The 14,430-nt window shown below is 57.0% G+C and carries 12 protein-coding genes and 1 pseudogene; 9 read left to right on the plus strand and 4 right to left on the minus strand.

Annotated features, from left to right (window positions below; translation table 11 throughout):
* Nucleotides 1-1,792, minus strand: a 1,792-nt coding sequence (locus tag HX846_RS01625; protein WP_178964833.1) for a TonB-dependent siderophore receptor, incomplete at its 3' end; no start/stop codon positions are given.
* A gap of 190 nt (nucleotides 1,793-1,982) precedes the next feature.
* On the opposite strand from HX846_RS01625, the gene HX846_RS01630 reads away from it, so the two are divergent.
* Complete coding sequence (locus HX846_RS01630) at nucleotides 1,983-2,762, plus strand: acetoin reductase (RefSeq protein WP_178964834.1); 780 nt, start codon at nucleotides 1,983-1,985, stop codon at nucleotides 2,760-2,762.
* 133 nt (nucleotides 2,763-2,895) lie between these two features.
* On the opposite strand, the pseudogene HX846_RS01635 reads toward HX846_RS01630, so the two are convergent.
* A pseudogene (locus HX846_RS01635) lies at nucleotides 2,896-3,051 on the minus strand (helix-turn-helix domain-containing protein); the annotation flags it as partial.
* Nucleotides 3,052-3,725: 674 nt separating this feature from the next.
* Here HX846_RS01635 and HX846_RS01640 point away from each other — a divergent pair.
* The 4 genes from HX846_RS01640 to HX846_RS01655 all read left to right on the plus strand — a co-directional run bounded on the left by HX846_RS01640 (nucleotide 3,726) and on the right by HX846_RS01655 (nucleotide 7,005).
* The gene (locus HX846_RS01640) at nucleotides 3,726-4,820 is read left to right on the plus strand and encodes a D-alanine--D-alanine ligase (protein ID WP_178964835.1); all 1,095 of its coding nucleotides are present in this window, start codon (nucleotides 3,726-3,728) and stop codon (nucleotides 4,818-4,820) included.
* Nucleotides 4,821-4,831: 11 nt separating this feature from the next.
* Nucleotides 4,832-5,485, plus strand: a complete 654-nt coding sequence (locus tag HX846_RS01645) for an aspartate/glutamate racemase family protein (protein WP_218645371.1) — start codon at nucleotides 4,832-4,834, stop codon at nucleotides 5,483-5,485.
* A 62-nt stretch (nucleotides 5,486-5,547) separates the two neighbouring features.
* A complete protein-coding gene (locus HX846_RS01650; protein ID WP_178964836.1) occupies nucleotides 5,548-6,393 on the plus strand; it encodes a hypothetical protein in 846 nt (281 codons plus the stop codon).
* A gap of 129 nt (nucleotides 6,394-6,522) precedes the next feature.
* Entirely contained in the window at nucleotides 6,523-7,005 is a 483-nt protein-coding gene (locus HX846_RS01655; protein WP_003219163.1) for a hypothetical protein, read from the plus strand.
* Nucleotides 7,006-7,073: 68 nt separating this feature from the next.
* Here HX846_RS01655 and HX846_RS01660 read toward each other — a convergent pair whose 3' ends face one another.
* Nucleotides 7,074-8,939: a sigma-54-dependent Fis family transcriptional regulator gene (locus HX846_RS01660; RefSeq protein WP_178964837.1), complete on the minus strand. Its 1,866-nt coding sequence runs from the start codon at nucleotides 8,937-8,939 to the stop codon at nucleotides 7,074-7,076.
* A 310-nt stretch (nucleotides 8,940-9,249) separates the two neighbouring features.
* Between HX846_RS01660 and HX846_RS01665 the strand changes: the two genes are divergently transcribed.
* Genes HX846_RS01665 through HX846_RS01675 form a run of 3 tightly spaced genes read left to right on the plus strand, consistent with a single transcriptional unit; the run spans nucleotide 9,250 to nucleotide 12,380 of the window.
* Entirely contained in the window at nucleotides 9,250-10,227 is a 978-nt protein-coding gene (locus tag HX846_RS01665) for a thiamine pyrophosphate-dependent dehydrogenase E1 component subunit alpha (RefSeq protein WP_003219159.1), read from the plus strand.
* Nucleotides 10,228-10,266: 39 nt separating this feature from the next.
* Entirely contained in the window at nucleotides 10,267-11,286 is a 1,020-nt protein-coding gene (locus HX846_RS01670) for an alpha-ketoacid dehydrogenase subunit beta (RefSeq protein WP_003219158.1), read from the plus strand.
* Nucleotides 11,283-12,380: an acetoin dehydrogenase dihydrolipoyllysine-residue acetyltransferase subunit gene (locus HX846_RS01675; RefSeq protein WP_178904084.1), complete on the plus strand. Its 1,098-nt coding sequence runs from the start codon at nucleotides 11,283-11,285 to the stop codon at nucleotides 12,378-12,380. The genes HX846_RS01670 and HX846_RS01675 overlap by 4 nt, the downstream gene beginning before the upstream one ends.
* Nucleotides 12,381-12,485: 105 nt before the next feature.
* Here HX846_RS01675 and HX846_RS01680 read toward each other — a convergent pair whose 3' ends face one another.
* On the minus strand, nucleotides 12,486-13,403 hold the full coding sequence (locus HX846_RS01680; protein ID WP_177068184.1) for a helix-turn-helix domain-containing protein: 918 nt from the start codon (nucleotides 13,401-13,403) through the stop codon (nucleotides 12,486-12,488).
* Nucleotides 13,404-13,543: 140 nt separating this feature from the next.
* Between HX846_RS01680 and HX846_RS01685 the strand changes: the two genes are divergently transcribed.
* On the plus strand, nucleotides 13,544-14,430 hold an 887-nt coding region (locus tag HX846_RS01685; protein ID WP_178964838.1), incomplete at its 3' end, for a glutamine synthetase family protein.

A 14,430-nucleotide genomic window follows, 5' to 3' on the forward strand; every position in this document is an offset into this window, starting at 1 on the left:
TGCCCGTCACCCGTGCACGGATGGCCGCGACGCTGGCGGCGATCTGCAAGCGCTGGGTGGCCCAGCCGTTGGCGGACAATTCCAGGCCGGTGTTTTTCTGCTCGCCCTGTTGCACGTAGGTGTAGTCGCCGGCGGCGTCCGGCTTGGCGTACTGATAGGCCTGGCGAGTCTGGAAGATCGCGGCGGCAAAGCTGATGCGGCGCCAGTCGTATTTCACCCCGGCTTCGATCTGGCGGGAAACTGTCGGGGCGAGGGTTTCATCTTTATTCAGGGCAAACCACGGCGCGGTACCGCCCAGGGACAGGCCTTTGCTGTAGCTGGTGTAGAGCGACAGGTTTTCAATCGGTTTGTAGATCAGCGCCGCCTGGGGCAGGAACACATACTGCCGGGTGTGGCGCGACTCGTTGCCCTGATCATCGAAAGCCTTTTCGTCCAGGCGCACTTCGCGGCCGCCCACGATGGTCTGCCATTGCTCGTTGAAGCTGATGCGGTCGGTGACGAACAGGCCGTATTGGCGGCTGTCGAGGTTGCGATGGCTATCGTTCAGGGGCTTATCGGTGGGCGCGAAGTTTTCCGGGTCCTGATTGATATTGCCGGAGCCAATCATCTCGTTGACCGATTCGCGCTTGTCCACCACTCGCCGAAACGCACTGCTGCCAAACGTCAACTCATGCCCCAGGCCACCGGTATTGAACAACCCGGTCATCGCGGCCTGGATTTCATCATCGCGCCGGGTGTCATCAGGGCTGCGGAAGTCATAGATATCGTAGTTGCCTTCCGGGCTGAAGTAGTTCGGTACCTTGGCCCCGGCACAGCTCGCGGACCCGTAGCAGCCCCACGCAAACGAACTGTAATCATCAATCACCACCTTGCTGCGCGCCGCGCTGACGCTGCCTTTCCACTGGTCACTGAAGCGATATTCAAACTTGCCGTTGAGGTTCAGCGAATCAATCCCTACCTGATTCGCACCGCTCTGATGCCCCAGCAGTTTTTTCGGCGACGCGTCGTGCGGCACCTCGGTCCCGCCCAGCAGCTGATAACCCGGCACCGAGCGCTGTTGCTTGTTCTGATACTCGGCATCCAACTGCAATACCGCGTCGGGGCTGATGTTCCAGTCGAACGCCAGGGACAGGAAATCCCGGTGGCCATTGGCATGTTCGACGTAGGAATGCAGGTCTTCATGGGCCACGTTGGCGCGCAGGCCGAACTGCTGCTCGCTGCCAAACCAGCCGCCCACGTCGGTGGCCAGGTAACCACTGCCGCGATCATCGGTGGACACCGTCACCGAGCGCACATCCTCCGGGCGCTTGGTCACGTAATTGATCACGCCGCTGGGCTCGGAAATCCCGCTTTGCATACCCGACAATCCCTTGAGCAGCTCCACGCGCTGCTTGTTCTCCAGGGCAACGTTCTGCTCGCCGGTGATGGTGCGGCCATTGATCTTGTAGCTGCNNGAGAAACCGCGCACCACGAAGTTTTCGTAGTAGCCGATGGGCGCATAGCTGTCGCCCACCGAGGCGTCATTGCGCAGCACTTCGCTGAGCAAGCGCGCCTGCTGGTCCTTGATCAACGACTCGTTGAACACCGCGATCGAAGCCGGCGTGTCGAGCAACGGCGCCTCATTGAAAGCGCCCACCGACGCGGTGTCGGTGTTATAGCCGGATTCATCCTGGCCCTGGACCTTCACCTCCGGCAGCTCGATATCAGCCGCCTGGCTGCTTCCAATACCTGCGCTGAGCAACAGGCCGAGGGCAAAACGTGAAGGGGCAGCGGGGCGAAGACGCAAAACCATGGGGGAAGGCCTGAGAGCGCAGAGCGGAGGGCGCATAAGCTAGGCATAACGGCGGCGTTTTACAAGTTTTCGAGAATGGTTCGCTTTGAGACGTCCCGTCTCAGCCCGCAGATCAATCCTGCTGCTGCTCGACAGCGGCCCCTGGCAACTGCGATAGACAAGGCTTCTCTCACCGTTGAAGGAGATCGTCATGAGTATCGCTGGAAAAGTTGCACTGGTGACCGGCGCCGGGCAAGGCATCGGCCGGGCCATCGCCCTGCGCCTGGCGCGGGATGGCGCCGACATAGCGTTGGTGGACATCAACAGCGCGAAGATTGAAGCGGTGGCGGCCGAGGTGGTTGCACTGGGGCGCAAGGCCTCGGTGTATGTCGCCGATGTCTCGAAGCTGGAGCAAGTGGTCGCGGCGGTGGACCATGCCCACCAGACCCTGGGCGGCTTCGACATCATCGTCAACAACGCCGGTGTCGCACAGATTGACGCACTGCTGGACGTAACCCCGGAACAGGTCGACCGCACGTTGCGTATCAACGTGCAGGGCACGCTTTGGGGCATCCAGGCCGCAGGCAAGAAATTCAAGGCGCTGAAGCAGAGGGGCAAGATCATCAACGCCTGCTCGATTGCCGGCCATGAAGGCTTTGCGTTGCTGGGGGTGTATTCGGCCACCAAGTTTGCCGTGCGCGCGCTGACCCAGGCCGCGGCGAGGGAACTGGCCATTGACGGGATTACCGTCAACGCCTACTGCCCGGGTGTGGTGGGCACCGACATGTGGGTCGAGATCGACAAGCGCATGGCCGAGATTACCGGCGCCGAGGTGGGGGCGACGTACAAGAAGTATGTGGACGGGATTGCGTTGGGCCGGGCGGAAACGCCGGAGGATGTGGCGGGGCTGGTGTCGTACCTGGCGGGGCCGGATTCGGATTACATGACCGGGCAATCGCCGTTGATTGATGGCGGGATTCTGTACCGCTGAGCTGGCGGAATCACTCGGTCAAAAAATGTGGGAGCGGGCTTGCTCGCGAAGGCGGAGTGTCAGTCACCGGAAATGTTGACTGGTACACCGCCTTCGCGAGCAAGCCCGCTCCCACATTTTTGACCGTGTTGGGTCAGTGCTTGCCGGGCATGTCGATACCCAGCTGGTTAACCCGCCGATACAAGGTCGCCCTGGAAATCCCCAACGCCTGCGCCGCCGCCAGCGGCTTCCATCGATGCCGAATCAACGCATCCAGCACCCGTTGCCGCTCCGGGCTCACGCTTTCCTGCTCTTCAACCGCAACCGCTTCATCGGGACATCTACCGATTGAATCACCTCTCACAAATCGCGCAGACATTGGCGGCGCGTGTAAGTACGCTCGCACAAAAAATATATAAGGATCAATTGAAGCTCTTTGGTGGATGTATCATCTCTGATTCTGCGAAAGTTCCGTAGGACACTACTATTGTGCCTGTAGGGGTAATGTTATCTGTTGGTGAGTAAGTTGGCCTGAAAGTTGAATTTTTATGTGATTTATCAATTGCTTTTACTTTGTTTTTTTACGTATACGGCTGATTTATAAGAGTAATTTTCTGTTGTGGTGTGGGTGGGCTTGGTTTTTTTCAAAAAAACTTCACATCTGAAGGGGTTGCATTAAGTGTTGTTTCATTGTTTTATATTTGTGCCTTCTGCTTTATATGGGTTCCAAGATTTATCTGGTACTGGTTCTTCTGAAGGTTCTTCGCCAGTTTATTTTTATCAGTATTGAGGATTTTTTTTGAATGCATGGTGGTGCTTCTTTTGAATTGTACTTCGCGATATTGATTGAATGATTTTGATAGGCTGAAATGCTTCGCCGGTTTTTAAGCTTGAGTTGCTACGTGATCAAATTTCGTTCTGATTGGTTTGCGCGGGAGCCTTGGCTATTGAGGATTTATTGTCGGCTTCCATGGAGGAAATAAAATGGGTGCTCTTAGTGTTTCGAGTAATATGGTTGAAGTGTCATTGATTTTTGGAGGGATGTCGCCGGAGCACGCCGCATCTAGGGAGTCCTTCAGCTATGTATATGATCAGTTGTGTACTGAAAATTGTGGTGTGTGTATAAGTCATGTTTATTATGTTGATTCTGATAATTATGTTAGTTTTTATGATTTTGACAGAAGTTGGCACTCTCGTGACTATATGGTCTCAAAGAATGCAGTGGATTATGCGACTTTCGCAAAGCATGTATTAGGTGCCAATGGTTATATCGTTAATCTTTTGCATGGTAATTATGGGGAAGATGGGCATATTCAAGGTTTGGCTAATATTGTTGGTCTTCGTGGTACTTTTGGGCCAGTTTTGCCGTCAAGTTTGGCAATGAGCAAAATTCACATGCAGTGCTACGTATCAGGGTCGCAAAGTACTATAAAAGTACCTGCGACGTTAACGTTAACAGACGCTAAGTCTTGTTCGGCAGTCGCGGAGATAAAAAATCTCTTTGATGGGCTTAAAGTAGTCGTTAAGCCTAACTCATTGGGGGTGTCTTTGTTTACTGAGCGATATACAGTTTCCGATATTGAAATATCTATAATAGAAGATAATCTGCGCGCTATATTCAAATATGACGAAAGAGCTTTGATTCAAGAGTTTGTTGAGGGTCAAGAGTATTCTATAGGATGCATAAGGCTTGATCATAAAGTCGTTGTGTTACCAGCCATTAGAATTGATACAAAGAGAGGCTTTTTTGGACATGAGGAGAAGCACCGGATTGGTAGCGCTGATGAGGTCCTGATGGAGGAGGATACTGTGGAGATCCTGCATATGAAGCGTGTTTCTCGGGACCTATTTGATGAGTTAGGTTTTTCACATATGTGCCGTTTTGATTACATTTTAACTCCAAGTGGTGATGTGTATTTTTTAGAGGCCAATCCAATCCCTGGGCTGATGCGTAATAGTAATCTTCCAAAAATGTTGAATGGATATGGGCTTTCCTTGGCAGATATGACACTTAACTTTGTCTCTCAGGATGATATGAAGGTTATGAGGCTTTCTAAAGTTGACTACACGATAGATTAAGGAGCAATGGCATGGAACGCATTGGTTTGATTGGAGGTGTAAGTTGGGTTTCTACAATGGAGTATTATCGTAGGTTCAATCTGATCGCGCAGGAAGCAGGTGGGCACAAATCGGCGGATCTTATGGTGTTTAGTCTAGATTTTAGTAAAATCCTAAAGTGTCAACAAGAAGAGGATTTTAAAGGTGAGTTTGAGATTCTGTTAAGTGCGGCGATTAAGTTGGAGTGTGCGGGGGTAACCAAGATATTAATATGTTCCAATACCACTAGTAAGACTTGCGACTTGCTCAAAAATAAGATTTCCATTCCGGTTATAAATGTCATAGATGCAACGATTTCCGCGGTTAAGGCCTCTGGATTCAAAAAAGTAGGATTGCTGGGGACCAAGTATGTGATGGAACGTGGTTTTTATGTCGATAGATTTGGAGTGGAAGATATTGAGGTTTCTTTGCCGGAGGCGCATCTCCGTTATGCTGTCCATGCCGCGATTTATGATGACTTGTGTCTACATAATTTTTCCAAGAAAGCCAAGAGCGCGGTCTATCGAGCGATGGATAATCTGATTGATCAGGGTGTAGAAAGTTTAATATTGGGGTGTACTGAGTTGCCTTTGATTGTCGATGAACGATCAGAATATGGCGGGGTTGATTTGATTGACATCAATTGATGTGCATATTGCGGCGGCTTTAGGTCGCCAGAGAGTTTCAAGAGGCTTAGGGGGCTAGTTAATTGAGCTTCGTTCAAGGGTTAGCATTTCTGTCGATACTATTATGTGTTACTTTGAGAACTCTGTTCTTTCGAAGTGTAGCGAGTAAAGCTCTTCCAAAAACTACTGCTTGGGCGATTGGGTCTGGAACTACCTGTATTTGTTTATTGTTGTTTCCTATTGCTTGGGTAACTGGGCTGGCGAATACGGATATGCTCCTGAATGCGTCGGGAGCGATAGCGGGGCTAACTAAGGGGGGCTTGCTTACGATGCTCCTTGTTGTCCAGCAACAGATAATTGGCCGTAGCGTTTCTGCCACGGCATATATTTTTCCGATTGCAATCGGTGCGATAGTTTTTTTGGAGTATTGGCTTTTTGGTAGTCAGATATCAGGGCAGGGCATACTTTCAGTACTCGTTCTTTTTATAGGGGGGATTTGTTTTGTGATTTTTGGTCATCTGAGTTTTATGCCTCGGATTGATAAATTTAGATTCTATTTTATGATTCTCGCCGTAATAGGATTTGCTGGATGTGACAAGGTTGGAATACCAGCGTCTGGTTGGTACGTATATTTACTATATGTCGGAATTGGCAATTGGGTGTCCGCGCGATTTTTTATATATGAGAAGTCTGGAATGAGATTTGGTTTGTGGGTGATGATCGCGTTGGGATGGACCAATCCTGAGTTAATTTTTAATTTTGCGCTGGCGGGGACTCTACCAGTTAGCTATGGATATTTAGCAATTTCGATGAGAGTTCCATTGCTTATGATCGTCGCCTATTTCTTATATAAAGAAGGGCGTGCAAAATCCCAAATTTTCTTTGGGGCTATCGCTTTTTTAGGAACCGTTCCACTTTTTATTAAATGAGGTGTGTTTATGGTCGCATGCGTTCCTTATTTCTGCCAATGGGAATCCCGACTTTTGGCTGCCGATATAATTTCTGGCGAGAAGACGGTTTCTGAGGATCCGCTTTGGATAAACTCTGGAGCCCGATGCGTGGATGAGTATGCATTGTGGGCTAATCACGTATGTGGCATGGCCTGCCTTAAGATGCTTCTTGCCGCCAAGACGGGTCTCGTTCACTCAACGTTCAGCCTTCTGGAAAAGGCGTTGGCCTACGGAGCCTACGTAGTCGATGGCGAAAGTATCCATGGGATGATTTATGCGCCGGCGATTGAGATGTTAAATAAAGAATTTGGTCTGAAGGCACAGATTGTCACCGGTATCTCTGCGGAGGAGATCAAGCCGATGTTTACTGACGGTCATTTCTTTATTGCGTCTGTGCACCCTTCTATTCGATGGCCTGAGCAAGAGCCGCCAAAGAAAGGAGGTCATCTTGTATTGGTAACAGACGCAACTGATGACTTCCTGAAGTTTCATAACCCATCGGGTCATAACTCACATTCGCAGGAAAACGTCGTCATGAATGCTGAGTCCTTCGGAAGGTACTTTGCGGGTCGAGGAGTCTTAATTAGATAAGAGTAGAAGTGGTTTTTGATAACGCCTGTCTGGGGTAGGCAGCTATAAGCTGCCATTCGATGGGCTTGTCAGTGTTTTCCGGGCATGTCGATACCCAGCTGGTTAACCCGCCGATACAAGGTCGCCCTGGAAATCCCCAACGCCTGCGCCGCCGCCAGCGGCTTCCAGCGATGCCGAATCAGTGCGTCCAGCACCAACTGCCGCTCAGGACTCACGCTTTCCGATGTTTCCACCGCAACCGCGTCACCACGAACTTCCACCGGCAAATCCGCCAGTTGAATTGTCCCGCCGTCGCACACCGCACAGGCGTATGCCAATACATGCCGCAGTTGCCGCACATTCCCCGGCCAGGCATAACCCAGCAGCGACTCCAGCGCCGCTGCCGCGATCCCGACCGCAACACCGCTGTGCCGCGCCTCCTGCTCCAGAAGCCGATTGATCAATGCCAGTTTGTCCATGCGCTCGCGCAATGGCGGCACACAGAACCGCGCACAGCCCAACCGGAAATACAAATCCTCGCGAAAGCTTCCAGCACTCACCAGCGCCGCCAAGTCCCGATGGCTGGCGCAGATCACCTGGATATCCACCGCCCGGGTTTTTGCCCCGCCCAGCGGCGCCACTTCACCTTCGGCCATTACCCGCAGCAGTCGCGTCTGCAACGCCAGCGGCATGTCGCCGATCTCGTCGAGAAACAACGTGCCGCCATCGGCCTGCAACAGCAGCCCGGTCATGCCCTTGCTGGAGGCACCGGTAAATGCCCCGGCCACGTAGCCGAACAGTTCGCTCTCGATCAGGTTTTCCGGGATCGCCGCGCAGTTCACCGCCACAAAGGGTCCGTCGCGACGGGCACTGCGTTCATGCAACTGGCGGGCAAACACTTCCTTGCCGGCGCCGGTTTCGCCCTGGACCAGCACCGGCAGGTTGCGGTCCTTGACCCGCACGGCCAGGCGCAGATGTTCTTCTACTCGCGGGTCTACCTGATGACTCGAAGACACCGTCGTACGTGCAGCCTTACGCCGCGGCGCGCTGACCCGTACCTGCAACGCCCCCGGCTCGCCGAGCCAATGCAACTGCTGCGTCGATTGATCGGTCACGGTGCGCAACGCGTCCAGGTCAAACACTTCGCCGATATGCTCCGGCAATTGCCCGAAGCGCAACCTCAGGGCCTGCCGCGCCTTGCTGTTCAAGGCTTGCAGCCGCCCATCCTGATCCCACGCCAGCAGCATGTCCGGCTGGCTGTCGACGTAACCGGGCGTGCTGTGGGCCTGCAACACCCAATGTTGCCGGGCGCTGTGCATGAAAAACGCGTTCTCGATGGCCCGCGCGCTTTGCGCCACCATCTGCCGCACCAGGTGCTGGCTGCGCCGGTCATCCGGCGATTTCAGGGCGGAGGCGTCCATCACGCCCAGCAGGTTGCCCTGGGGATCAAAGATGGGTGCGGCAGAGCAGGTCAGGCCGATAAACGCCGCACGAAAGTGGTCGCGCTTGTGCACGGTGACCGCGGCCTTGCTGGTCAGCACCGTGGCCACGCCGCAGGTGCCTTCCTCGGCTTCCGACCAGCAGGTGCCCAGGTACAGGCCGGCCTTGCGGCAGTCGTTACGAATGCCGGCGTCCACACGATGGTCGATGGTCTGGCCCTGGGCGTCGGTAAGCATCACGCAGTAATCGGCGTGGCGCACCCGGTTGTGAATCTGCCCGACTTCCTCACTGGCGATGCGCATGAACAGCTCGGCGCGTTCGCGGCATTCCTTGAGCAGGGTGCTGGTGAGGATGCGCGGCCCTTGCAGGGAACCGGGGTCGAGGTGGTGCTGCTCCATGGAGCGGCGCCAGGAATCAAAAATCAGCGACGGCACCGGCGCCTGGGGCAGGCGGTCGGCGTTGCGTACCACGCGGCTGACACAGTCGACATGGTCCTTGGAGTTCACGGCGAGCATGGAAGCCTCCGGTTCTCGATCCTTGTTGTTATGCCCGCCATTAAGCGCCCATGGGCCGGGAGGAACAAGGCCGGCCTGACCAACTGCCCGAGGTGAGACGCAGCGTCTCATCCCGCCTGAGACGCTGCGGGCAGGTTGCAACGGCGCGTCTCATTGAACGGGCCACAGTGGCATGCCCGGGTCTTCCGGCAGCTGCTCTGGATCAAGGCTTTCCCAGGTTTTCCAGCATATTGGCACAGGCCGTGCTGAGTGTCTTGCAGCTGGCCTGATCCAGCCTTTTGTGTGTCGAGACAACCTGGAGAACAACAAGATGTCCACTCACCTGTCCACCGATCAATTGCTCCATGCCTACACCGTGATGCGCACCATCCGTGATTTCGAAGAACGCCTGCACGTGGAATTCGCCACCGGCGAGATTCCCGGTTTCGTGCATTTGTATGCCGGCCAGGAGGCCAGCGCCGCCGGGGTCATGGCCCACCTCAACGATGAAGATTGCATCGCGTCCAACCACCGTGGCCACGGCCATTGCATCGCCAAGGGTGTGGACGTGTTCGGCATGATGGCCGAGATCTACGGCAAGAAAACCGGGGTGTGCGGCGGCAAGGGCGGCTCCATGCACATCGCCGACCAGGAGAAGGGCATGCTCGGCGCCAACGGCATTGTGGGTGCCGGGGCGCCGCTGGCGGCCGGTGCGGCCCTGGCGGCCAAGCTCAAGGGCAGCGCGGGGGTGGCGGTCGCGTTTTTCGGCGACGGCGGCTCCAACGAGGGGGCGGTGTTCGAAGCGATGAACCTGGCCTCGATCATGAACCTGCCGTGCCTGTTCGTGGCCGAGAACAACGGTTATGCCGAAGCCACCGGGTCCGGCTGGTCGGTGGCCTGCAAGGACATTGCCGAGCGCGCCGTGGGTTTTGGCATGCCGGGGGTGATTGTCGACGGCAACGACTTTTTTGCCGTGCACGCCGCCCTCGGCGTTGCGGTAGAGCGTGCCCGCAGCGGTAAAGGGCCGACGCTGGTGGAGGTCAAACTGAGCCGTTTCTACGGCCACTTCGAAGGCGATGCGCAAACCTATCGCGGCCCGGACGAAGTGAAAAACCTGCGGGAAACCGGCGACTGCCTGAGCCTGTTTCGCCAGCGCTGCACCGCCGAAGGCTGGCTCGACGCGGCTCAGTTCGAACGCATCGACACCGAAGTCGCGCAGCTGATCGAAGACGCCGTGCGCCTGGCCAAGTCCGATCCCAAACCCCAGGCCGCCGACCTGCTGAGCGATGTCTACGTCGCCTACCGCTAACCGCCACCCACTACAAAAACAATCCGTGGAGAAGTCATCATGGCTAGAAAAATCAGCTATCAGCAGGCAATCAACGAAGCCCTGGCCCAGGAAATGCGCCGCGACCAGAGCGTGTTCATCATCGGCCAGGATGTGTCCGGCGGCACCGGTTCGCCCGGTGAACAGGACGCCTGGGGTGGCGTGCTCGGCGTCACCAAGGGGCTGTATCCGGAGTTCCCCGACCGCGTGCTCGACGCGCCACTTTCCGAGGTCGGTTATGTGGGCATGGCCGTCGGTGCAGCCACCCGTGGCATGCGCCCGGTGTGCGAGTTGATGTTCGTCGACTTTATCGGCTGCTGCCTCGACCAGTTGCTCAACCAGGCGGCGAAGTTTCGCTATATGTTCGGTGGCAAGACCACCACGCCGCTGGTGGTGCGCGCCATGTACGGCGCCGGCCTGCGTGCGGCGGCCCAGCATTCGCAGATGCTCACCTCAATGTGGACGCATATTCCCGGGCTCAAGGTGGTGTGCCCGGCCACGCCCTATGACGCCAAGGGCATGCTGATCCAGGCGATCCGCGACAACGACCCGGTGATTTTTCTCGAACACAAAATGCTCTACAGCCTCCAGGGCGAAGTGCCGGAAGAGCTGTACACCGTGCCGTTCGGCGAAGCCAACTACGTGCGTGAAGGCAACGATGTAACCCTGGTGACCTACGGGCGCATGGTGCACATCGCCCTGGAAGCCGCAGCCAATCTGGCGCGCCAGGGTATCGACTGCGAAGTGTTGGACCTGCGCACCACCAGCCCGCTGGACGAAGACAGCATCCTTGAAAGCGTGGAGAAAACCGGGCGCCTGGTGGTGATCGACGAGTCCAACCCACGTTGCTCGATTGCCACGGACATCAGTGCATTGGTGGCGCAACGGGCGTTCGGCTTCCTGCGCGCGCCGATCGAAATGGTCACCGCGCCTCACACGCCGGTGCCGTTCTCCGATGCCCTGGAGGACCTGTACATCCCCAACGCGGCGAAGATCGAAGCTGCGGTGCTGAAGATCGCCGACAAGAGGAATGCCGCATGATCCATACACTGACCATGCCCAAGTGGGGGCTGTCGATGACCGAGGGCCGGGTTGATGTCTGGCTCAAGCAGCCGGGCGACCCGGTGGAGAAGGGTGAAGAAGTGCTGGATGTCGAGACCGACAAGATTTCCAGCAGTGTCGAGGCACCCTTCAGCGGGGTGCTGCGGCGGGTGTTGGCCCAGAGCGATGAGACATTGCCCGTGGGGGCATTGCTGGCAATCGTGGTGGAAGGCGAGGCCAGCGAGGCCGAGATTGATGGGGTGATCGAGGCGTTCCAGGCGGGGTTCGTTTCCAGTGCCGCCGAGGCTGAAGCCAGCGGCCCATCGGCACAGAAGGTCGAGGTGGGCGGGCGCCTGCTGCGCTATCTGGACCTCGGGGAGGGCGGCACACCGCTGGTGCTGGTGCACGGCTTTGGTGGCGACCTGAATAACTGGCTGTTCAATCACCCGGTGCTCGCGGCTGAGCGGCGGGTGATCGCCCTGGATTTGCCGGGGCATGGCGAGTCGGGCAAGTACCTGCAAACGGGCGAGCTTGAGGAGCTGAGCCAGGCGGTATTGGCACTGCTGGATTATCTGAAGGTTGACCGGGTACACCTCGCCGGGCATTCCATGGGCGGGCTGGTTTCCCTGAACCTCGCGCGGGTGGCACCGCAGCGTGTGGCGTCGTTGACCCTGATCGCCAGCGCTGGGTTGGGTACGCAGATCAACAGTGACTACCTGCAAGGTTTTATCGACGCGAGCAATCGCAATGCACTCAAGCCGCAACTGGTGCAACTGTTCAGCGATCCGGCGCTGGTGACTCGGCAGATGCTGGAAGACATGCTCAAGTTCAAGCGCCTGGAGGGTGTGGAGCAGGCGTTGCGGCAGATCACCGGAGCGTTGTTCAGCGGTGGTCGGCAATTGGTGGATTTGCGCAGTGTGGTGGGGCAGCAGCCGAGCCTGGTGATCTGGGGCAGTGAGGACGCAATCATCCCGGCGAGCCATGCCCAAGGGGTGGACGCTCAGGTGGAGATACTGCCGGGGCAGGGGCATATGGTGCAGTTGGAGGCGGCGGAGCGGGTGAATCAGTTGATGCTGGCGTTTCTTCGGACCTGATCGTTCCCACGCTCCGCGTGGGAATGCCGCCCTGGACGCTCCGCGTCCCGAGGGTGACGCGGAGCGTCACAGGATGCATTCCCACGCGGAGCGTGGGAACGATCTTCAAGACCAGCGGTGTTTTTGGTGGCGCTTCAGGGTCTCGCTGGGCAATTCCTGAAACAACGCCCGATAACTGTTGGAAAAACGCCCCAAATGCCAGAACGACCAATTCATCGCCACCTCCGCCACGGTGGTGTCCACTGACGGCGGGCTCAACAACTCCCGCCGTGCACTGTTCAACCGGCGCAACCGCAACCACTGCGCCGGGCTCATCCCTGTATACGTCTTGAACCCGTGCTGCAACTGGCGCAACGGCACCCCGGCAATGCGCGCCAGTTGCAGCAGGTTGACGGTTTCATCCGGCACATCCGCCGCCCATTCGCCAATGCGCGCCATGATGATTCGCTCCTCGGTGCGCCGCTGCAATGAGCCCTTGTCGAGGCACACGCAGGCGTTGTCGAGGATGAACAGGCAATCGTCGAGCAACTGTTGCGTGAGGGCATCACGACTCGGCGGGTCCAGCGTCGCCGACAGCCGTGTCAGCGTGCCGCTGAGCCAGCGGCTGAACAACGGGTTTTGCAGGGAGTTGAGCGGGGCCATGAATAGCCCCTCCAGCTTCGCCACATCCAGACCATGGCGCTGGACAAACTGCGGCCCGAACACCACTGCCACTTCGCGGTAGTTTTCCGGGGTGATCCAGGTGTTGCGGCTTTCGCCATTGAGCACGTACAGCGCGTTGTCGCTGCCATCGAAACAGAACGCCAGGGAACCCGGCGGCGCGTTGAAGTTCTGCTCCACCCGGGTGTTCATCCGCTCTTCGTACACCTCGACACCTTGCAGGTCGAGATAGCGGATCTGCCCGGCAAAATGCCCCGGGGACATCTGCTGGTACTGCTGCACCCAACCGGGTGTCGCACTGCATTGAGCGGCCACATCACCGGTGGTGAAGGCCTGTACGCGCAAAGCTGTTGCCTGTGTCATGGGTAACCTGGGCGCACTCTATTGGTGCGTTGTGGTTGGCGCAAAGTGGATAGATGCCGTTGGACGGCTGGCCCAAGATAGACCTCAATGCGCCGCGAGGGAAGCCCGCGGCGCAGCATCCAACCCATGACGAGGTCCTTATGAACGCCCCCTTCGATCAGCTGTCCGCCTGGCTGAAAGAACACAAGATTACCGAAGTCGAATGCGTGATCAGTGATTTGACTGGCATCGCACGCGGCAAGATTTCGCCCACCAACAAGTTCCTGCATGAGCGAGGCATGCGCCTGCCGGAAAGTGTGTTGCTGCAAACGGTAACCGGGGACTTTGTCGACGACGATATCTACTACGACCTGCTGGACCCGGCCGACATCGACATGATCTGCCGCCCGGTGTCCAACGCCACCTACGTGGTGCCATGGGCCATCGAGCCGACGGCCATCGTGATCCACGACACCTTCGACAAGCAGGGCAACCCCATCGAACTGTCGCCGCGCAACGTGCTGAAAAAGGTCCTGCAACTCTATACCGACCAGGGCTGGCAGCCGATTGTCGCGCCGGAGATGGAGTTCTACCTGACCCAGCGCTGCGAAGACCCGGACCTGCCGCTGAAGACCCCACTGGGCCGTTCCGGTCGCGCCGAAAGTGGCCGCCAGTCGTTCTCCATCGACGCTGCCAACGAGTTCGACCCGCTGTTCGAAGACGTCTACGACTGGTGCGAAGCCCAGGGCCTGGACCTCGACACGCTGATCCATGAAGACGGCCCGGCGCAGATGGAAATCAACTTCCGCCACGGCGATGCCCTGGACCTGGCCGACCAGATCACCGTGTTCAAACGCACCCTGCGCGAGGCTGCACTCAAGCACAACGTGGCGGCCACCTTCATGGCCAAACCGGTGGCCGACGAGCCCGGCAGCGCCATGCACCTGCACCAGAGCGTGGTGGAGATCGCCACCGGCAAGCAGGTGTTTGTCGATGAGCACGGCAACAAGAGCCAACTGTTCCTCAACCACATCGGCGGCCTGCAGAA

The organism is Pseudomonas sp. K5002 (genome assembly GCF_013386655.1).
Taxonomy (GTDB): Bacteria; Pseudomonadota; Gammaproteobacteria; order Pseudomonadales; family Pseudomonadaceae; genus Aquipseudomonas.